General features: G+C 38.9%; 16 protein-coding genes and 1 other RNA gene. 12 read left to right on the forward strand and 5 right to left on the reverse strand.

Features of this window, described 5'->3' with window-relative positions; all coding sequences use genetic code 11:
- Nucleotides 1-299: 299 nt before the first annotated feature.
- A non-coding RNA gene (gene ssrS, locus A6754_RS11495) (6S RNA) lies at nucleotides 300-496 on the forward strand.
- Between the two features lie 135 nt (nucleotides 497-631).
- Here ssrS and A6754_RS11500 read toward each other — a convergent pair.
- Nucleotides 632-970: a DUF3221 domain-containing protein gene (locus tag A6754_RS11500; protein ID WP_066445394.1), complete on the reverse strand. Its 339-nt coding sequence runs from the start codon at nucleotides 968-970 to the stop codon at nucleotides 632-634.
- Nucleotides 971-1,494: 524 nt separating this feature from the next.
- Between A6754_RS11500 and mmgD the strand changes: the two genes are divergently transcribed.
- The 7 genes from mmgD (at nucleotide 1,495) to A6754_RS11540 (ending at nucleotide 10,547) form a co-directional block, all read left to right on the forward strand.
- Nucleotides 1,495-2,613, forward strand: coding sequence for a citrate synthase (gene mmgD, locus A6754_RS11510; protein WP_066445406.1), 1,119 nt, complete (start codon nucleotides 1,495-1,497; stop codon nucleotides 2,611-2,613).
- A gap of 107 nt (nucleotides 2,614-2,720) precedes the next feature.
- Nucleotides 2,721-4,154 carry a bifunctional 2-methylcitrate dehydratase/aconitate hydratase gene (locus A6754_RS11515; RefSeq protein WP_371806976.1) on the forward strand — a complete coding sequence of 478 codons (1,434 nt, stop codon included), beginning with the start codon at nucleotides 2,721-2,723 and terminating at the stop codon, nucleotides 4,152-4,154.
- Nucleotides 4,155-4,205: 51 nt separating this feature from the next.
- The gene (gene prpB / locus A6754_RS11520; RefSeq protein ID WP_066445411.1) at nucleotides 4,206-5,114 is read left to right on the forward strand and encodes a methylisocitrate lyase; all 909 of its coding nucleotides are present in this window, start codon (nucleotides 4,206-4,208) and stop codon (nucleotides 5,112-5,114) included.
- Between the two features lie 106 nt (nucleotides 5,115-5,220).
- A complete protein-coding gene (locus A6754_RS11525; protein WP_417323559.1) occupies nucleotides 5,221-6,894 on the forward strand; it encodes an acyl-CoA dehydrogenase family protein in 1,674 nt (557 codons plus the stop codon).
- Between the two features lie 57 nt (nucleotides 6,895-6,951).
- Nucleotides 6,952-7,857: an NAD(P)-dependent oxidoreductase gene (locus A6754_RS11530; protein ID WP_066445416.1), complete on the forward strand. Its 906-nt coding sequence runs from the start codon at nucleotides 6,952-6,954 to the stop codon at nucleotides 7,855-7,857.
- Nucleotides 7,854-9,311: a CoA-acylating methylmalonate-semialdehyde dehydrogenase gene (locus tag A6754_RS11535; protein ID WP_066445418.1), complete on the forward strand. Its 1,458-nt coding sequence runs from the start codon at nucleotides 7,854-7,856 to the stop codon at nucleotides 9,309-9,311. Before A6754_RS11530 ends, A6754_RS11535 begins: the two co-directional genes overlap by 4 nt.
- Nucleotides 9,312-9,512: 201 nt before the next feature.
- Nucleotides 9,513-10,547, forward strand: coding sequence for an enoyl-CoA hydratase/isomerase family protein (locus tag A6754_RS11540; protein WP_066445420.1), 1,035 nt, complete (start codon nucleotides 9,513-9,515; stop codon nucleotides 10,545-10,547).
- A gap of 45 nt (nucleotides 10,548-10,592) precedes the next feature.
- Here A6754_RS11540 and nrdG read toward each other — a convergent pair whose 3' ends face one another.
- The 3 genes from nrdG to A6754_RS11555 all read right to left on the reverse strand — a co-directional run bounded on the left by nrdG (nucleotide 10,593) and on the right by A6754_RS11555 (nucleotide 14,210).
- Nucleotides 10,593-11,039: an anaerobic ribonucleoside-triphosphate reductase activating protein gene (gene nrdG, locus A6754_RS11545; protein ID WP_066445424.1), complete on the reverse strand. Its 447-nt coding sequence runs from the start codon at nucleotides 11,037-11,039 to the stop codon at nucleotides 10,593-10,595.
- Nucleotides 11,036-12,910, reverse strand: a complete 1,875-nt coding sequence (locus tag A6754_RS11550; protein ID WP_066451601.1) for an anaerobic ribonucleoside triphosphate reductase — start codon at nucleotides 12,908-12,910, stop codon at nucleotides 11,036-11,038. The genes nrdG and A6754_RS11550 overlap by 4 nt, the downstream gene beginning before the upstream one ends.
- 220 nt (nucleotides 12,911-13,130) lie before the next feature.
- Entirely contained in the window at nucleotides 13,131-14,210 is a 1,080-nt protein-coding gene (locus A6754_RS11555; RefSeq protein WP_257297446.1) for a GGDEF domain-containing protein, read from the reverse strand.
- A gap of 246 nt (nucleotides 14,211-14,456) precedes the next feature.
- Between A6754_RS11555 and A6754_RS11560 the strand changes: the two genes are divergently transcribed.
- Both A6754_RS11560 and A6754_RS11565 read left to right on the forward strand, forming a co-directional pair.
- Nucleotides 14,457-15,470: a permease gene (locus A6754_RS11560; RefSeq protein ID WP_066445430.1), complete on the forward strand. Its 1,014-nt coding sequence runs from the start codon at nucleotides 14,457-14,459 to the stop codon at nucleotides 15,468-15,470.
- Nucleotides 15,467-16,246: a TIGR03943 family putative permease subunit gene (locus A6754_RS11565; RefSeq protein WP_066445434.1), complete on the forward strand. Its 780-nt coding sequence runs from the start codon at nucleotides 15,467-15,469 to the stop codon at nucleotides 16,244-16,246. Before A6754_RS11560 ends, A6754_RS11565 begins: the two co-directional genes overlap by 4 nt.
- Nucleotides 16,247-16,349: 103 nt before the next feature.
- Here the strand turns inward: A6754_RS11565 and A6754_RS11570 are convergent, their stop codons facing one another.
- A complete protein-coding gene (locus A6754_RS11570) occupies nucleotides 16,350-17,408 on the reverse strand; it encodes a CdaR family transcriptional regulator (protein ID WP_066445436.1) in 1,059 nt (352 codons plus the stop codon).
- A gap of 440 nt (nucleotides 17,409-17,848) precedes the next feature.
- On the opposite strand from A6754_RS11570, the gene dapA reads away from it, so the two are divergent.
- Together dapA and A6754_RS11580 are read left to right on the forward strand one after the other, a co-directional pair.
- Entirely contained in the window at nucleotides 17,849-18,748 is a 900-nt protein-coding gene (dapA, locus tag A6754_RS11575) for a 4-hydroxy-tetrahydrodipicolinate synthase (RefSeq protein WP_066445438.1), read from the forward strand.
- Nucleotides 18,749-18,779: 31 nt separating this feature from the next.
- Nucleotides 18,780-20,105 carry a gluconate:H+ symporter gene (locus tag A6754_RS11580; protein ID WP_066445442.1) on the forward strand — a complete coding sequence of 442 codons (1,326 nt, stop codon included), beginning with the start codon at nucleotides 18,780-18,782 and terminating at the stop codon, nucleotides 20,103-20,105.
- Nucleotides 20,106-20,127: the final 22 nt, after the last annotated feature.

Consider the following 20,127-nt stretch of genomic DNA (forward strand, 5'->3'; position numbering starts at 1 on the left):
AGTTCCATGCAAGGATTTCAGGAATCAGAACATCAATGTAAATCTCGAAACCAGTTCCATGCAAGGATTTCAGGAATCAGAACATCAATGTAAATCTCGAAACCAGTTCCCCGCTAGGATTTCAGGAATCAGAATAACATTGTAATTCCCGAAACCAGTCGACCGCAGGATTTGGGGGAATCAGAACACAGAGGTAAGATAATAAGAGCCTTACAAGAAATCGTTATATCTAAATAACAAAAACCGCCTAAATACTTATTTTTCCATTGATATTTCTCTCTGCATGCTATATGATAAGAACTAAGCTGCATTGTACGTAATCATAATTAAGTTTTAACCTTTAAGCTGTAATAGGGAGTTTAAAATCAAAACAGGAATGACAAGCCTCTGTCTATAAGACAAGGAGGACATGCAGGATCGTTTTTGCGAACACCCACTTTGAGAAGTGGTGGTTTAAAACTTTCTTATACTTTATTACGGCAAAGGCGGCTTTCTAATTGTAAATGGAACTCAGTTCTCAATTTGGGAACTGAGTTTTTTGTTGTCTCAAGCTAGTGATTTTGTTAGCGGAAAGAATTTTAATACTTATTTTCTCTGAATCATATGGTGACACATTAAAGACTGCAAATGACTATTTTTTAATAATGAGGAAGGTGCCTTTAATTTGACTAGGAGCAGATTCCATCACACTTCCATGCCAATAAATTTTAACTTTTTGTCCGGTTTTATATTCTGATTTGATAAATTTATTTAATGCCGGTATATCATAAGAAGAACCTTCGAATAGATAAAATTCATCTAGTTCAGATTGAGTTTTCGCTTTGATTTCAGGTGCTGAAGCAGATTCGGCGACCAAAATGCTTGAATCTGCAGGGCTTATGACATAGCCTTCTGTAGTCCTTAAATTAAAGAACCAGATTAAGAATAAAGCTGTAACTATAATTAATAAAGAGATAATGGGTTTCTTCATTAAATCTGCTCCTTGACACTATTTATATCATTAGACGGTAAGGGTACTGGAAATGTTTCAGATTCAAAGTTCAAATAAATTTTATGATAAGAATGTTATAGCCATAAAAAAACTTGTATTGAATAGCAGTAATCTCGGCTGGAAAGGATTTAAAAAGCGTCTAGAGTTTAACTTCTATAGCAGCAGCTCCATATCAATCGAAAAAGTAAATAGAATTTTTACCCAACAAAAACAATTGTAAATTTTTAAATTATTTGGTATCTTTAAAATGGAAAATTGAATAATAGGTAAGATAATCCTTATTATTCTGCATACTCAAGCTTTATGATCTGTCCATACATAAGCTAGGAGGGATGTGCATTAGTCATTAAAACACTTTATTACCTTGTTTAAGTATGTTTTTAACCTGTAATCAATGGTGAAAACATCAGAGTGAAAACTGAAAATATTGTAGAAAAAACTATTTTTTTAAATAATTTTGTAAGGGCTTTCACTAAAACGATATAGGGAATGGAGGATGAAATATGAGCAATGAAGTTATCTACTCTCCAGGTTTAGACGGTGTTGCAGCAGCAGAAACACGTATTTCTCTACTTGATACGAAGTTAGGAGAAATTGTCATTAAAGGCTATGATTTAATACAGCTTTCAGAGTCAAAAGAATATCTGGATATTGTTCATTTATTATTAGAAGATGCACTGCCTAGTCCTGCGGATAAAGTAAAGCTAGCCAAACAGCTGCAGGATGAATATCAAATTCCCTCTGAGATCAACGGTATTTTCAAGCTATTACCTCATGAAACGCACCCGATGGATGGACTTCGAACGGGAATCTCAGCTTTAGCCGGCTTTGATCGTGAGATAGACGATTCTTCAGCAGAAGCGAATAAAAGAAAAGCTTATAAATTGCTTGGCCATATGCCAAACATAGTAGCGAACAGCTATCACATTCTTCAGAAGAAGGAACCGATTGCACCGCTTGAAGAATTGTCATATAGTGCAAACTTTTATTATATGCTGACAGGAAAAGTACCTACATCACTTGAAGAACGCATTTTTGATCAATCACTTGTCCTCTATAGTGAGCATGAAATGCCAAACTCCACATTTACTGCCAGAGTCATAGCTTCCACTAAATCAGATTTATACGGTGCCCTGACTGGTGCGGTGTCCTCACTGAAAGGAAACTTGCATGGCGGCGCCAATGAAGCAGTTATGTATATGCTGCTAGACGCTAAAACACCAGCTGAATTTGAAGCACTGCTTCAGTCAAAACTGGAAAAGAAAGAGAAAATTATGGGCTTTGGCCATCGAGTGTATATGAAAAAGATGGATCCGCGGGCATTGCTTATGAAAAAAGCGTTAAAAGAGCTTTGTGATGAACAAGGCAATGACCTTTTATATCAGATGTGTGAGGCCGGGGAAAAAGTAATGGAGCGGGAAAAAGGAATTTTCCCAAATCTTGATTATTATGCGGCACCGGTATATTGGATGCTTGGTATTCCAATCCCTCTATATACACCGATCTTTTTTAGCTCAAGAACTGTAGGATTATGTGCACATGTAATTGAGCAGCATGAAAACAATAAATTATTCAGACCAAGAGTTCATTATGTAGGCGAACGGCATCTGTTAAATCAATAAAACAACTGGGGAGTTGTTTAAACGCCGTCCGCCGAAAAAGTGCGTGTTCTGCCAAACACACCTTTTAACTATAGCTGAAATGAATATGAAAGGAAAGATGACTAGTGATAAAAGTGACAAATGAAACGAAAACCGATCGTTTGCTGGAGCAAATTGCTGATTATGTGATTGATAAAGAGATTACGAGTGAAGAAGCTTACCAGACGGCACATTATGTGTTGCTTGATACATTGGGCTGCGGAATCCTTGCTCTCAATTATCAGGAGTGCACGAAACTTCTGGGGCCAGTCGTACCGGGGACAGTTGTTCCGAATGGCACAAGAGTACCGGGAACTTCATATGTACTAGATCCCGTTAGTGGTGCGTTTAATATTGGCTGTATGATCAGATGGCTGGACTATAACGATACATGGCTTGCGGCAGAGTGGGGACATCCATCCGATAACCTAGGAGGCATACTTGCTGTTGCCGATTATTTGAGCAGAGTTAATATCTCAGAAGGAAAAGAGCCATTTACCGTTCAAGATGTATTAGAAATGATGATCAAAGCACATGAAATCCAAGGTGTTCTTGCTCTGGAAAATAGTTTGAATCGCGTCGGACTTGATCATGTTCTATTCGTGAAAATTGCTACAACGGCTGTTGCTGCGAAAATGATTGGCTGTACAAGACAGGAGATTATCAACGCGCTATCAAATGCCTGGATTGATAACTCTGCTCTTAGAACCTATCGTCATGCACCAAATACGGGATCAAGAAAATCATGGGCTGCAGGAGATGCAACAAGCCGGGGCGTTCATTTTGCTCTTATGGCGAAAAAAGGTGAAATGGGCTATCCATCGGCATTATCCGCACCAGGCTGGGGGTTCCAAGATGTTCTTTTTAACACGAAAGAATTAACACTTGCCCGTGAGCTGGAGTCCTATGTAATGGAGCATGTATTGTTTAAGGTTTCATTCCCGGCAGAATTCCATGCGCAAACAGCTGCAGAATGTGCAGTGAAGCTGCATCCGCTTGTGAAGGATCGTTTAGACGAAATTGATAAGATCGATATTATTACACATGAATCAGCAATCCGCATTATTGATAAAAAAGGACCGCTTTATAATCCTGCTGACCGTGATCACTGTCTGCAATATATTACGGCAATCGGCTTGTTAAAAGGACATATTACCGCAGAATATTACGAAGATGCGACAGCCGCTGAGCCTGAGGTTGATCAGCTTAGAGACAAAATGGTTGTCACAGAGGATAAGCAATTCAGTGTTGATTACTTAGATCCGAACAAGCGCTCAATCGCTAATTCGGTGCAGGTTCACTTTAAAGATGGAACTGCGACAGAAAAACTGACTAGTGAATATCCATTAGGACATCGTTTCCGCAGAGAGGAAGCACTTCCAAAGGTCATTCAAAAGTTCACTGACAATTTAAAGTCTTATTACAGTGAAGAGCAGCAGGAAAAGATTGAAAAGGCGTGTTTTGACAAGTCATCTCTTGCAAAAATGACCGTCAATGAATTTGTTGAGCTATTTGTCCGATAAAATAAATTGATGAGAGATTGAAAGAAAAATAGTGTAAAAGGAGGACAGAACATGGCGTGGATTGTAGATCAGCCTTTAACACAAGCAGAGCTGGCGGATGCTTTTCGCAAGCTTGTTGACAACGCAAATATCGTGCAAATTCCCGGTGCACATGATGCAATGGCTGCGTTAATTGCAAAAAATACTGGATTTAATGCTCTTTACTTATCTGGAGCAGCCTATACCGCGAGTAAAGGACTGCCCGATTTAGGAATTGTCACTTCTACTGAAGTAGCGGACAGAGCAAGAGATATTATACGGGCAACAAATCTGCCGTTGCTAGTAGATATCGACACTGGGTTTGGCGGCGTTTTAAATACAGCTAGAACGGCAAGAGAAATGGCAGAATCCCATGTCGCTGCTGTGCAAATAGAAGATCAGCAGCTCCCTAAGAAGTGCGGACATCTTAATGGAAAACAATTGACAACAACAGAGGAAATGGTGCAAAAGATCAAAGTGATTAAGGAAACAGCACCAACCCTTTATGTGGTTGCCAGAACAGATGCACGCGGTGTGGAGGGAATGGCTGCCGCATTGGAGCGTGCAAAAGCATATGCAGAGGCAGGAGCAGATGCTATTTTTCCAGAAGCCTTGCAATCAGAAGAAGAGTTTAGACAGTTTGCGGCACAGCTGTCAGTACCGCTGCTTGCCAATATGACCGAATTTGGAAAAACACCATATTATTCAGCAGAAGAATTTGCACAGATGGGCTATAAAATGGTGATTTACCCTGTTACCTCTTTACGGGTGGCAGCTAAAGCATACGAGAGTGTTTTTTCCCTTATAAAAAATACCGGAAGTCAGAAAGAAGCTCTCGAAAATATGCAGACTCGAAGCGAATTATATGAGACGATTTCTTATTATAAATTTGAAGAGATGGACAATAAAATGGCCAAAACAGTTTTAAATAAAGGACAGTAACATAGTCTTGAAATGAATAAGAGGAGAAATGAGAATACCTTTTCAGCGGTTTTTCTCATCTCTCTTTCCTGATGGGAGGTTCATGAGGATGGAGAAAGCAAATACGATGTCACAAAATCCTTATCTTTTTTACGACAGCATTACTGCTCCTTTCACCCCAGAAGACTTTACAGATGACGATGTTTTAATTGCAAAAACGGCAGAGCTTTTTGTAAAAACTGAAGTGAAGCCTAAATTGGGTGATATTGAAAAACAGCAGCATGCTGAAGTAGTGAATTTATTCCGTAAGGCCGGTGAACTTGGTTTATTAAGTATTGAAATCCCTGAAGATTATGGCGGCTTTCAATTAGATAAAAGTATTTCTGGCGTTGTCGCTGAAAAGCTGGGATGGGCAGGATCATTCAGTGTTTCGTTTAACATTCATGCCGGTGTTGGCACACTGCCTTATATATACTATGGAACTGAGGAGCAAAAGCAAAAGTATTTGCTAAAACTCGGTTCAGGTGAATGGATTGGCGCATATGCACTGACAGAATCAAATGCAGGCTCTGATGCTTTAAACGCTAAAACAACAGCAAAACAGTTAGACGACGGCAGCTGGGTTATTAATGGGGAAAAACAATGGATTACAAATGCCAATGTTGCAGATGTTTTTCTCGTATTTGCGAAATCCGATCAAGGCATGACCGCATTTATTGTCGACAGAGATTTTAAAGGCGTTTCGATTGGTGCTGAAGAAGAAAAGATGGGAATCAAAGGATCTTCTACAGCTACCTTGATTTTGGCAGATTGTCCTGTTCCTTCTGAAAATGTACTCGGCGATATAGGTAAAGGTCATCTTGTAGCATTAAACATTCTGAATTTAGCACGCTTAAAACTGTCCTTTGCCAACATTGGGACAGCAAAACAAGCACTTCAGCTGGCCATTCATTATGCGGAGGAGCGGCAGCAGTTTGGGAAGAGCATTAGCGAGTTTCATATGATCCAAGAAAAACTGGCCAATATGGCGCTTGCTATTTTTGGTGCAGAAAGTATTTCATATCGGACAGCAGGCTATATTGATGAAGTTTTAAATAGCAAAGATTCAACTGAAGGCTTTAATTCGCTTGTTTCTGCTTTTGCACTAGAGGCTTCGATCTGTAAAGTGTTTGGTTCTGAGGCATTGGCTAGTAACGTGGATGAAGCTGTCCAGATACATGGCGGCAATGGCTATATGAAAGACTATACGGTTGAAGCACTTTATCGTGATGCAAGAATTAGCCGCATTTTTGAAGGTACGAATGAAATCAACAGGCTAACCATTGCGAAGAATGCATTAAAAAGAACTTCTTTGCCGAGCTCTATTAAAGATTTAAATAAGAAAGAGCAATTGACTCGACAAGAAGGTTATTTAGTCGGCGCTGCTGAATTATTCGACAAAATTTTGAAAGCGCTTACCCAGAAACGTCAGCCTAAAAATATTGAACAAGAGCTGATGAGAATACTGGCTGATGTGACAAGTGAACTATATGTGATGGATTCTTGCTATAAAAGAAGTCTTAAACATCCAGATCATGAAGTTATACAGCTATTATCAGAAACGATTTGTGAAGAAGGCTTTTATAAAATTGCTTCTGGTGCAGCAGTGATGATTGCCTGTTTATATGAAAATGAGATGGAGAGAGAAGAAAAATTGAATGAAGTCTCATCCATTTATGTGCCAATCAGAAGCCAAACGCTAATAAAGAAAAGAAAAATCGCTCAAGCAATCCTGCAAAAGGGTCAATATTTTACCGTATAGTAAACTAGCAGCTTAACATTCATAGCTTCTAAGCTTTTTAAGGATGGAGGTTTTTATATGAAAAAAATAGGATTTATTGGATTGGGAAATATGGGTCTGCCGATGAGTGCCAATTTATTAAAGGCTGGCTATATCGTATATGGTTCTGATATTAACGAAAAAGCAGAAGAAGCTTTTCAAAAGCTTGGCGGCAAGATTGGTACACCAGCTGAAGAATTGACAGGAATTTGTGAAGTCATCTTTACTAGTCTTCCTTCAAATAAGGCTGCTGAGTCCGTGTATTTTGGCAAACATGGACTTATTGAACAGAGCTCAAATAAATGTATTTTAATTGATACAAGTACAATTTCACCGGAGCTTCATCAAAAAATAGAAAAGGCCATAAAAGAGAATGGCGGCCAATTTATAGCTGCACCAGTGAGCGGAGGGGTCGTCGGTGCTGTCAATAAGACACTAACTTTTATGGCAGGCGGTTCAAAGACGGTGTTCGACCAGGCATTGCCTGTCATGGAAGCAATGGGAGAAAATATTTTTCATATTAGTGAAAAAGTAGATAGTGGAACCATCACAAAGCTGATGAACAATTTGCTGATTGGCTATTACACTTGGGGTGTGGCAGAAGCGTTAACGCTTGCTGAGAAAAGCGGACTAGATTTAGGACAGCTTTTTGAAGTATTAAATGTAAGTTATGGCCAGAGCCGTATATACGAACGAAATTACGAATCTTTTATTGCTAAGGATGATTATAATCCTGGCTTTACTCTAAAACTGCTGATTAAGGATTTACAATTTGCGATGGAGCTTTCTGAGCAGCAGCAAGTCGAACTGCCAATTTCTAAAACGCTGCTGGCAAACTATCAAAAAGCAGATGCTGAGGGGTATGGAGATCTTGATATGTCCATTGTTTATAAAATGATTCAGGATCGCAATAATACAAACAAAGAGGAGGAACGGCTCGTATGATTCATACAGATGTTAAAAAAATGAAAAATCATATTAATGGAGAATGGGTAGAGTCTTTAGGTGAAGCAACAGAATCTGTGCCCAATCCGGCTACTGGTAAAATTATTGCGTATGTGCCACTTTCAACGGAGGAAGATGTAAATCGTGCCGTGGAAGCAGCTCAAGCTGCTTATACCTCTTGGTCAAAGGTGCCCGTTCCGAATCGAGCTCGCTATTTATATAAATATTTGGAGCTGCTGCAAACACATAAAGAGGAGCTTGCACAGATTATTACCGCTGAAAATGGAAAAACACTCAAGGATGCAAGAGGAGAAGTTCAGCGCGGCATTGAAGTGGTAGAGCTTGCTGTCTCTGCACCTAATCTGATGATGGGAGATGCACTTCCGAACATTGCAGAAGGAATTGATGGCTCGATTTGGCGCTACCCGCTTGGTGTTGTCGCAGGAATCACGCCTTTTAATTTCCCGATGATGGTGCCATTATGGATGTACCCGCTTGCGATCGCGTGCGGAAATACATTTGTCTTAAAAGTATCAGAGCGTACACCGATTCTTGCTGAAAGATTAGTAGATTTATTTTATGCATCCGGCTTCCCAAAGGGCGTCTTAAATTTAGTTCATGGCGGTAAAGACGTGGTCAACGGCATACTGGACCATCCGCAAATTGCGGCGGTTTCATTTGTCGGCTCTGAACCTGTTGCAAAATATGTGTATGAAAAAGGATCAGCGAATGGAAAGAGAGTGCAGGCATTGGCAGGTGCTAAAAACCATGGCGTGGTTTTAGGTGACTGCAACCTGGAGAAAACCGTTCAAGGTGTGATTGGTGCAGCATTCGGCAGCAGCGGTGAACGCTGTATGGCATGTTCTGTTGTCGCGGTCACCGAGGATATTGCGGATGAATTTGTTGCTCTACTAACAGAAGAAACACGGAAATTAACAGCAGGAGAAGGGACAAATGAGGAGCATTTTGTTGGCCCTCTTATTCGCGAATCGCATAAAGAACGAGTTTTAAGCTATATTTATAGCGGAGTATCCGAAGGAGCTAAGCTTCTAGTCGATGGCAGGGAAGACAGCAAAAAAGAAGAAGGCTATTATGTTGGTGCAACGCTATTTGATCATGTCACAAAAGATATGAAAATATGGCAGGATGAAATTTTTGCTCCTGTGTTAAGCATTGTCAGAATAAAAGATTTACAAGAAGGAATAGAACTGACAAATCAATCAAAGTTTGCAAATGGTGCAGTTATTTATACTTCAAGCGGAAAAAGTGCACAAATCTTCCGCAACTCTATCGATGCCGGCATGATCGGTGTTAACGTCAATGTACCAGCACCTATGGCCTTTTTCTCATTTGCAGGCAACAAGGCATCTTTCTATGGAGATCTAGGTACAAACGGCAAGGATGGAGTACAGTTTTATACGAGAAAAAAAGTGGTTACGGAGCGGTGGTTTTAATAGCAGTCAAATTGAACCTGTAATAATCATAAATTCCCCTGGACTTTTTCAGGGGAATTTATTGCTAAGACTTATTGTTAATAAAATATGAACATATGGTTTCGAAGAGAGTCATCAGTTATGAAGCATGTTAAGATGAAACCAGGCTGAACATCCATAGAACAATGAAAACATGTAAAGCATTATATGAGGAGGATTCCAATGACAGACGTTGTAATTGCGGAAGTGAAGGGAAATGGCGTAGCAACTTTAACACTCAACCGTCCTAAAGCCATTAATTCGCTTTCCTGTGAAATGATTTCGATCATAAGTGAGAAATTAACAAAGTGGCAATCGGATGACTCAATCAAAGTAATTGTCATGAAAGGGGAAGGAGCGAAAGGTTTTTGTGCGGGAGGGGATATTAAGACTCTAAATGAAGCACAATCAAGTGAAATCGCTTTTGAACGTGCATGCCACTTTTTTGAATTGGAGTATATGCTTGATCTCTTTATCTATGAATTTGAAAAACCGATTATAGCGATATTAGACGGCATTGTGATGGGCGGCGGTGTAGGGCTTTCTAGTGGGGCTTCACATCGTATTGTGACGGAACGGACAAAATGGGCTATGCCTGAGATGAATATTGGCTTTTTCCCTGACGTTGCTGCCGCCTATTTTCTAAATAAAGCGCCAGGTCAGATCGGGGCATATCTTGCTTTAACAGGCTCAACGATTAATGGCGCTGATGTATTACATATTCATGCAGGTGAAGAATATATATCCAGTGATGACATTCCTCTATTTTTACAGGAAATTGAAGCATTTGAATGGGAGGAAGCATCTCAAGTTGGAGAGATGATCAAGAAATACAGCAAGACACCTGCAGAAAGAAGCCTTCTGAAAGAAATGGAAGAAGAGATTAATTCTCATTTCCGCTATGACACTGTTGAAGAGATCATATCTTCATTAGAAAATGCCTCTAGTGAATTTGCGGCAGATACGTTAAAGTTACTAATGTCGAAGTCACCTGTATCATTAAAGGTGAGCTTAAAGCAATTAAGAGATGGCAAAGTAAAAACAGTCCGGGAATGTTTTGAAACAGATTATGTACTGGCATTAAACTTTTTAAAGCATCGTGATTTTTATGAAGGAATCCGTTCGGTAATGATTGATAAGGATCGTAATCCTCAATATCAGTATAAGAAGCTGGAAGATGTTTCAGAGCAATTCGTTAAGAGTTTCTTTACCCTATAGATAAATAATAAAGTGGCGTCCAAATGGAACGCCACTATCCTTTTATTATGTTAAGTAATGGATCGTTTGGTTTGCACTCCCTCTAAATGGAAGTGTGGAGTCTTTCTGTCCGATAATAAATCGGCCATCGACCAATACATCACAATAGGACAATAATTCCTGCTGGTCGCTGCTTCCTTTTTCCTGAATCTCAGCAAGTGTATAGCCAGTATATGCCCAAATATGCTTACCAAGACTTTTAAGTGTTTTCGCTACAAGCTTAACTTCTTTAGCCTGAAAAAAAGGATCACCACCGCTTAATGTGATATCTGTTAACGGATTCATTGCTTCCTGGACAACTTCTTCAACATTCATATCTGTTCCGTTTTGCATATGCCAGCTGCTGGGATTATGACAGCCAGGGCATTGATGGGGACATCCAGCAAAGAAAATGATGGTCCGCAGCCCTTCACCATCCACGACTGAATCATGCAAAATATTCATCACCTTCATTTGTTTGCCCCGTGCTTCACTCGATCTCGTTCTTCTTCCATTTTTGCACTATTCCACTTGCTCATATCACCAACTAAATAACCAGTTATCCTGCGAATACGATGAAAGTCACCCTCATCAGTGCTTTTACAGCTCGGACATTCTTCATCAATTAACCCATTATATCCGCAGACTTTGCAATGATCCACTGGATGATTAATGCTGCCATAACCGATATGATGTTCTGCCATCGCTTTCACAAGCCTATCTAAAGCAGTTACATTTCGCCTTACGTCACCATCAAGCTCAATATAAGAAATATGGCCAGCATTGCACAGTTCATGGAAGGGACCTTCTAACCTAATTTTATCGATTGCCCTGATAGAATAATGAACGGGAATATGAAAGGAATTGGTGTAATAGGCCCGGTCAGTTATATCTTTTATCTCGCCAAATAGAAGCTGATCCTGCTGTACAAATTTGCCGCTTAGCCCTTCAGCAGGTGTAGCAATTAAACTATAATTCATATCATATCTTTCGGCTGCATCATCCATCTTATTTCGCAAAAATTGAATAATTTCATAGCCAAGTTTCCAGCTTTCCTCGTCTTCACCATGATGATTTCCTGTTAAAGCTTTTAAACATTCTGCCAAACCGATAAAACCGAGCGATAAAGTGCCTTGTTTCAAGATTACTTCTAATGTGTCATCTGGCTTCAATTGTTCGCCTCCAAGCCAAACACCTTGAGAATAGAGGAAAGTAAAATCCCTTGCCTGCTTTTTAGCCTGAAATAAATAACGATCGTAGAGCTGACGGATGATTATTTCACTATATTCGTTTAATAAGTGATAAAACTCAGCAATGCTGCTGGAAGTGAGAGCAAGCTTGACTAGATTGACACTCGTAAAAGATAAGTTTCCTCTGCCGACACTGTTTTCCTCACCATGCCGATTGCTCATAACTCTCGTTCTGCAGCCCATATAGGAAACTTCCGATTCAGGAGTTCCGTTATAATGGGCAAGATTGAACGGTGAATCAATAAAAGAAAAATTAGGGAATAAACGTTTTGCAGTTGTTTCTAAAGCCAATTGATATAAATCATAATTAGGATCATCAGCAAAGTAATTAACGCCTTTTTTCATTTTAAACACTTGAATAGGGAAGATAGGTGTTTCGCCTTTTCCAAGGCCTGCCTGGGTGGCAAGCAGCAGATTTTTGATTAGCAATCGTCCTTCTTTTGATGTGTCTGTTCCATAATTAATTGAAGTAAAAGGAGTCTGACCGCCCCCGCGGCTATGCATGCTATTTAAATTATGTATAAATGCTTCACACGCTTGATAAGTTGCCCGCTCCGTTTCAGCCCATGCCTGCTTGCTCTTTTCTTCATTTGTCCATTGCAGCGGATAGCTGTTTAAGCGTTTAAGTATTTTTAAATAGGTTCTTTTGACAAAAGGAGCCAGATCGAAATCAACGGCAGGAACGGACTGACCGCCATGCTGCATATTCTGATTGGATTGGAAAACGATCGTGGCCAGTGCCATGGCACTCGTAATATCACTGGGTGTTCTCATAAAGCCATGGCCAGTATGAAAGCCAGTTTGCAAGAGCTTGCCGAGCGGTATTTGTGCACAGGTTGTTGTGCCGGTCGCATAATAATCAAGGTCGTGAGGGTAAATAAAGTTATCCTTCATTGCCTGTTTAGCTTCATCACTTAAAAGCTCTGTTTTTGTATAAAATTTAGATGCTTCGCTGGCAAACTTATTCATCATTCCACATGGACTTCGGCCATCCATGTTTGCATTTTCTTGTATTAAATCTTGTTTTTTAGTAGTAACAATATCCTCAAAAGAAAGAGCCAATTGTTCATATTGTTCAAATGGGTCGGAATTCATCAAAATCGATTGTTTCAATTTCTTTACTCCTCCAATACTATATATGCTTTGGTTGTATTTATTTGAATCTATATATAGTAATATACCGTTTAATTCTAGCTGTGAATCGGTAAAGGTTAGAACATTTTGTGACAATTACTATTTTTGGAGGAGAATATTTCAAGAATAAATTAAACAAAAAGATCCCTTATATTTAAGGAATCTTAATAGAATCATTGCTTTATGATGCCACACATACTCTGTTACGGCCCAAGTGTTTGGCTAGGTAAAGTGCAGAGTCCGCATCATCAATTAACATAGCTGGGTTTTCAGTTGTTTCTCTATAGCTCGCTACACCGACTGAAACAGTAATATAAATAGACTTGCCAGTGCTTAATAGAAAGGCATCCTTTTCTACGCTGTCTCGAATGCGTTCTGCAATTTCAACAGCTCTGGCAGCAGGGCAATCCAAAAGTAAAACGGTAAATTCCTCTCCGCCATTTCTGCTGACGATATCAAAATTTCTGGTCGCTTTCTGAAGCCTTGCCCCAAGTTCAATTAAAACGATGTCGCCTTCTTTATGTCCATATGTGTCGTTAATTTTCTTGAAATAATCTATATCTATATAAAGAAGAGAAAGCTGCTGATCACTATTTTTAACATCATGCACAAATCTATTGAACTCTTCATCAAACTTACGAACATTGTTTAAACCTGTAAGACTATCTGTTAAAGAATCATTCTTATACTTTGCAAACAGAGCTTGGCTTTCACGGATATATCGTATTAGATAAAACGTTAAAAAAGTGGAGATATATGAAATCAGCCAATATAAAGTAAGTACTTCCATTATAATAGCTGGATCTTCACTTAGATAAACAAAAAAGATTGAAAAAATGATGTTGTTAAATGTGTAGATGGAAAAAATTCTAATTTTAGCGGAAAATTTTACTCTTGAAAAAAAGATGGCAAACAAGGTGCCAGTCACACTAATAATCAATGCATACAAAGATATAATTTCGGCTGATAGAATGAACCGGAATATAATGGTCATTGCCATGGATATCAGCGCTGGAAATGCTCCTCCGTAAAAAGCAAGCAGCAGTGTCGGTATAAAACGTAAGTCTACGAGTAAATCACCAATATTGATGCTGAACAGCATTAATACAATACTAACAAAACCGCCGCAGATACCTGCAATTAGTTTCGTTTTCGCAGATGAATGCAATTGAAGCGGCTTTTTCATGATTACTTGAGAATATAGAAAAAGCAATGTGCCCAGTAAAGCTAAATTAGCTATAAATTCTTTTATGATCATCATAGGTATCACCCAGAGTAACATACCACATTCACAACTGAAAAAATACGGGTCTAAGCAATCTTCAAATAATTACTAGAAAGATTTCCTTTTAGCACCAAATGAGCCTTTTTCTTTTATATGAAAGCGAACAGATTAAAAAGCAAAAGAACTAAAATCCAAATCTATCATTTTGTGAATGAAACTCAAATAGATTACATAGAGTAATAGTAAATCATTCGAAGTAATTACGATTTAGGAGAGATATTAATGAGTGTAATCTCTAATATGCGGAGTTTATTAGTAACAATCCTACTATTTTTTATGTTGTCTCTATTCTTTTTTGGAGATCTTGAGGGCTTTTTCTTTCATGGGGATATTCTTGAAGGGGAGTTTAAATCAATCTTCGTCATTTTTATGGGAATCTTCCTGGAGGCTATTCCATTTCTTTTGATCGGAGTTATTTTTTCTTCAATTATTCACGAGTATATTTCCGAAGACTATATCAAAAGATGGATACCTAAGCACCCTGTAATGGCTGTAATCACTGCTATTCTAATTGCTGCTATTACACCAGTATGTGAATGTGCCATAATCCCTGTTGTCCGCCGGCTTATACAGAAAGGGGTTCCGCTTCATGCTGGTATGGCTATTTTAACAGCTGCTCCTATTCTTAATTTCGTTGTGTTTGGTTCCACTTTTTTTGCATTTCAAAACGATCCTGCCATTTATATCGGCAGAATGGCATTATGTATTGCGGTTTCCTTTACGGTTGCCCTCATCATATATGTATTTTTCACTGGTTCAAGCATTTTACGTAAGCATACAAACGATTTCACCGCACCAGCGCACCATCATCATAATTATTCAAGATTCAACTCTATGGTGAACCATAGTATTGATGAGTTTTTCTTAGTGGGTAAATACTTCATTCTTGGCGGGCTCTTGGCTACTGCTGCACAAGTATATCTTAACCGCGGTTCTTTAATAGAAGCAAGCTCAGATCCAGTCATTGGAACAGCACTAATGATGGGACTGGCGTACTTGTTATCTCTGTGCTCTGAAGCTGATGCTTTTGTTGCGGCAGCGTTTCAGCATGTCGTGCCTCAGCATTCTATTCTTGCTTTTCTCGTCTTCGGACCTATGCTTGATTTAAAAAATACTCTCGTGATGCTTGCTAGTTTTAAAACGAAATTTGTTCTCTTTTTTATTTTAATTGTAACTGTGGTTGTCTTTTTATTGTGTATGCTGGCAGGTGTATTTTTAAAGGAGGGGCTGGTATGAATTCTGAAGTACGTTTGGCTGTTTCTTTTCGGATGCAGTTACAGGGGATTATATTAATATCCATAAGTCTTGTTATATTCAAGTTGTATCTAACTGGGAACATGGCTTATATTATGGCACCAAAGATGATGCCGTTTGTCCTTTTTGCCTTTATTGTCTTACTGTTATTAGGAATGTATCGGCTTTTTCGTTCAAATAAAGAAGAAATGGCAGACTGTTATTGCTTGTCCGTTGACTCTCATAAAAGTTCATGGAAGGAGTATCCAGTATATGGTGTGTTTTTGGCATCTATTATTCTTTCTTTTGTAACAGAAGACTTTCAATTAAACGCAGCTTCACTTGCAAACAGGGGAATCATCAGCTCTGTTTCACCAGACTTTGCTGATGAGGTGCTTCTGAGTGAAATTTACAATGAAGAGACAAAACGGATTACCGTAAATGATGATAACTACTTTAAAGTGATGCAAGCAATGAACTCAGAATTGGATCAACTAATAGGAGTTAGCATTCAGATTCAAGGATTTATTTATCGGGAAAGTGAATTTAACGAAGATGAAGCGGTCATTGCCAGGCAGTCTATGACATGCTGTGTGGCTGACTCCAGTGTATATGGATATATGCTGGAAGGGGAAGTGCAGAAACTGCCGACAGGGGAGTGGTACGATCTTGAAGGGACCATTCAGAAGGGAAGTATGGACGGGATTATGATGCCGGTCATCAGTATATCATCGATTAATAAAATAGAAACGCCTCAGGAAGTATTTTTATATGAATGATTCTAGGAATAATGTTTCTTTATAAGAATGTACCTCTTGAAGCGTTTATAACAAACCGCTTTTATTTCAGCTGTAAAATTGAGAGAGAAGAACAAAAAGGTATCTAATCGCTGGTATTACCCGAATCTGACAGAAATTTATATAAAATATACCCAGTAAAAAGCTCAAATAATTCGATGAAATGTTTTGGATTTTTCTCGGTCAGTGTTTCAATCTTCTGCAGACGATAGCTTAGAGTATTTCTGTGGATATGAAGGTCTGCTGCAATTTCATTCATGTCGCCGTTATGCTTTACATAACTCAGCAGGGTCTCGATCAGTTCTTTGCCTTTTGTGCTATTGTTCATTTTCTCAATAATCGTAACGATATGATGGAGGTCACCATCTCGATTTGTGAGGTAATCAATAAATTGAACTTCGTTATAATAACAGTAGATTATTGACAATCCCATTTTATCGGCAATTTCAATCGCCCGCTGAGCCTCTTGAATTGATTTCGCTAAATGAGTATATGAACCTCCTATCCCAACTAGTGTTCCCTTAGCTAAATTGCTGGCTTCTAATCTTCTGATAAAGTCGCTATTTTCCGGCACAATGTATAAAACCATATGCTGATTATATCTGAGAGAATACTCTTGTTCTGTTAAAGTCATTTCTCTTACTTGTTTCCTTTTAACAATAATCGCCATTCTCGGGATATTAAGAACAATGCCAAAGGTTTCCGCATTGCTGGTAAATGATTCATCGTAATCATCCTGACGAAAGACCCATTGATATAAAAATTCCTCTTTCATCTGTTCTTTAATTCTTCTTTCATAAAATAGAAACTCCTGGTTGATCAGCAGCTCAGCCGTAACTCGAACAAGTTCAGCAAATGAACCGACGATTTTAGGATCTCCGCTTATTCCAATAACCCCAATGATTCTATTTCTAAAATATATAGGGATATTGACACCAGGTTTACTGGAGTGATCTGTTTTATAAATTGTAATCATCCTGCTTTGTTCAATAGAGTTAATGGCTCCTTCATGATAGGTATTTATTCTTTCCTTTTCACCGCTTCCGATTATTAATCCTTCTTCATTCATAATGTTCACATTATATGGAATAACCGTCATAACTTTATCTGATATTTTTTGAGCTAGCACATTATCAATTCGCATACAAACATCTCCTTGTACAAATATATGTGAATTTGCCTAAATATCCTGTCCGGTTAGGAATAGAAGGTGGAACTCTATATATTTAGTATAATGTAAATTTTGTAAGCGGCTTCCTTCCGAATGGCTTCAAATCAATAAGTTCGTTAATTCGTAATAATATGGTCACCTGTTTGAAGTTGACAAAATACAAGAGAATATATACATCTGTAATTTTTAGGCAAATGCATAAAAAACACCGAAAAAATTCAGACGATTACCTAAAGAAGTTTAATTAGTAATCGTTTACAATGAACTTGTGAAATATTTCTCAAAGGTTGTAAGGAACTTGAACAATATCTAGATAATGTAAGAAAAGCTCAGCAACAATGAGAAGCAGCCATCTGCAATTCTCAAAATTCAACAACATTAGACCTATCCAATTCCAAAAAGGGGGAACTAACATGTTCGAAGCAAAAGGAGTACTGCCAGCACTTGTTACACCGCTAGATAAAAACGGAAATATTATGGAGGATTCTCTAAAGAAAGTAATTGATTATACAATCCAAGAAGGAGTCCATGGACTATTTGTTCTAGGCAGCAGCGGTGAGATTTACGGTCTTACAAAAGAACAAAAACGCAGAGTCTTAGAGCTCACAGTGGAACACACAGCCGGAAGAGTACCGATTTATTGCGGAGCAAGTGAAATTACAACAAGAGATTGTATTGATACTGCTCAAATGGCAAAAGACGTAGGCGGCGTAGCTGCTTTGTCCGTTTTAACACCTTACTTTATGACACCAAATCAGCAGGAACTAACTGCTCACTTTGCTGCAATTGCTAAATCAACTGACTTGCCAGTAATCCTATATGGGAATGAAGGACGCACACAAGTGAAGATTGACGTGAACACTTGTGCAGAGCTGAGCAAGATTGACAATATCGTCGGAATAAAGGACAGCAGCGGAGATATGACAAAAATGATTGAGTATTTAAGAGTAACGGATCGAGATTCTTTCTCAGTTTTAGCAGGGCGCGACACACTGATCTACGCTGGATTATGTCATGGTGCAACCGGTGCAATCGCCAGTACAGCGAATATAGCTCCAAGATTGGTTGCCGACATTTACAATGCTTTTATTGAAAAGGATTATAAGAAGTCATTGGAATTACAATTTAAACTTTCTCCATTGCGCTTAGCAGTAGATAAAGCTACATTCCCGGTTGTTTTAAAAGAAGGGTTAAGAATGGTTGGCATCGATGTAGGCTATGCCTTTGCACCAGCAGCAGAAATGAGTCCTGAGAGCAAGCTGATTTTAGAAAACGTTTTAAAAGATTTAGAGCTATATAACTCTTTTAACTAACAAACAAACCTAGAAAGGTAGGGAATTAGCCATGCCATTACTCTATGCGGCACTTGGTGTTGTTTTAATCCTTATTTTGATGATTCCTTTAAAAATGAATGGATTTATCGCTTTATTGTTAGCAGCTATATTAGTTGGTTTACTGCAGGGAATGGATTTGAATCACATACTCGAATCAATGACTCATGGGATCGGCGGTCAAATTGATGAATTGATTTTGATTCTAGGTTTTGGAGCTATGCTTGGTAATGTTATGGCGGATGCTGGAGCAGCTCAGAAAATTGCCAATACTTTGATCGATAAAATGGGCGTGAAACGAGTACAAATCGCTATGCTCATTGCAGCTTATATTTTAGGAATCACCATGTTCTTCGAAGTAGCTTTCGTACTGCTGATTCCTTTGGTCTTCACAATTGCAAGGCAAACGAAATTAAACCTGCTCTGGGTTGCGCTGCCAACAGTTGTGGGACTTTCTACAACGCACAGCTTCCTGCCGCCGCATCCAGGTCCAGCAGCTGTAGCAGGCGTTTTTGGAGCCAGTCAAGGAGTCACACTGCTTTATGGATTAATGATTGCCATCCCAGTTGGAACAGCTATTGCCCTGCTTTGGCCTAGACTTCCATTCGTTAGAAGCATGAATCCGAGCATACCTGAAGGGTTAGTAACAACAAAGATGTTTACAGAAGAAGAAATGCCAGGCTTTTTTGCAAGTGTTTCAGCGACTTTAATCCCTGTATTCTTGATGGCAATATTGGCTATTGCTGAAATTTTCTTACCGGAAGGAAACACTTTTAGACACTATATGGAATTTTTTGGATCAGCACCTATCGCATTATTGCTGGCATTGCTTCTATCATTCTATCTATTAGGACCTAAAATCGGCAGAAGTTTAAAAGATGTTATGAATTCGTGTTCCAATGCTATTAAACCGATGGGGATGATCATTCTTGTAATCGGTGCAGGCGGAGCATTTAAAGAAATATTAGTAGAAAGCGGTGTATCTGATTATATCCAGCAGATCACCAGCGGCTGGGATATATCACCGATTATCCTCGCTTGGCTAATCGCAGTCATCTTACGGATAGCATTAGGGTCAGCAACTGTAGCTGTTATGACAGCATCAGGTATCGTGCTGCCAATCGCTCAGGCGTCTGGCATTAGCATGGAATTAATGGTTCTTGCAGTAACAAGCGGAAGCGTAGCCTTCTCACATGTAAATGATCCAGGATTCTGGATGTATAAGGAGTACCTAAACTTATCATTAGTAGACGCCTTGAAATCAAGAACAACCTATACAACAGCTCTTGCCATCCTAGGTTTGATTGGCGTACTAATCTTAAATCTATTTGTTGGATAACATTAAATCGTTTTAAGGAGTT

The organism is Cytobacillus gottheilii (genome assembly GCF_001636345.1).
In the GTDB taxonomy this organism is placed as follows: domain Bacteria; phylum Bacillota; class Bacilli; order Bacillales; family Cytobacillaceae; genus Cytobacillus; species Cytobacillus gottheilii.

Bases quoted from the DNA above. Each gene is read 5' to 3' on its own strand.
- A6754_RS11500 (WP_066445394.1), bottom strand. From the start codon at position 970: ATGAAGAAACCCATTATCTCTTTATTAATTATAGTTACAGCTTTATTC.
- mmgD (WP_066445406.1), top strand. From the start codon at position 1,495: ATGAGCAATGAAGTTATCTACTCTCCAGGTTTAGACGGTGTTGCAGCA.
- prpB (WP_066445411.1), top strand. From the start codon at position 4,206: ATGGCGTGGATTGTAGATCAGCCTTTAACACAAGCAGAGCTGGCGGAT.
- A6754_RS11525 (WP_417323559.1), top strand. From the start codon at position 5,221: ATGTCACAAAATCCTTATCTTTTTTACGACAGCATTACTGCTCCTTTC.
- A6754_RS11530 (WP_066445416.1), top strand. From the start codon at position 6,952: ATGAAAAAAATAGGATTTATTGGATTGGGAAATATGGGTCTGCCGATG.
- A6754_RS11535 (WP_066445418.1), top strand. From the start codon at position 7,854: ATGATTCATACAGATGTTAAAAAAATGAAAAATCATATTAATGGAGAA.
- A6754_RS11540 (WP_066445420.1), top strand. From the start codon at position 9,513: ATGACAGACGTTGTAATTGCGGAAGTGAAGGGAAATGGCGTAGCAACT.
- nrdG (WP_066445424.1), bottom strand. From the start codon at position 11,039: ATGAAGGTGATGAATATTTTGCATGATTCAGTCGTGGATGGTGAAGGG.
- A6754_RS11550 (WP_066451601.1), bottom strand. From the start codon at position 12,910: ATGAATTCCGACCCATTTGAACAATATGAACAATTGGCTCTTTCTTTT.
- A6754_RS11555 (WP_257297446.1), bottom strand. From the start codon at position 14,210: ATGATGATCATAAAAGAATTTATAGCTAATTTAGCTTTACTGGGCACA.
- A6754_RS11560 (WP_066445430.1), top strand. From the start codon at position 14,457: ATGAGTGTAATCTCTAATATGCGGAGTTTATTAGTAACAATCCTACTA.
- A6754_RS11565 (WP_066445434.1), top strand. From the start codon at position 15,467: ATGAATTCTGAAGTACGTTTGGCTGTTTCTTTTCGGATGCAGTTACAG.
- A6754_RS11570 (WP_066445436.1), bottom strand. From the start codon at position 17,408: ATGCGAATTGATAATGTGCTAGCTCAAAAAATATCAGATAAAGTTATG.
- dapA (WP_066445438.1), top strand. From the start codon at position 17,849: ATGTTCGAAGCAAAAGGAGTACTGCCAGCACTTGTTACACCGCTAGAT.
- A6754_RS11580 (WP_066445442.1), top strand. From the start codon at position 18,780: ATGCCATTACTCTATGCGGCACTTGGTGTTGTTTTAATCCTTATTTTG.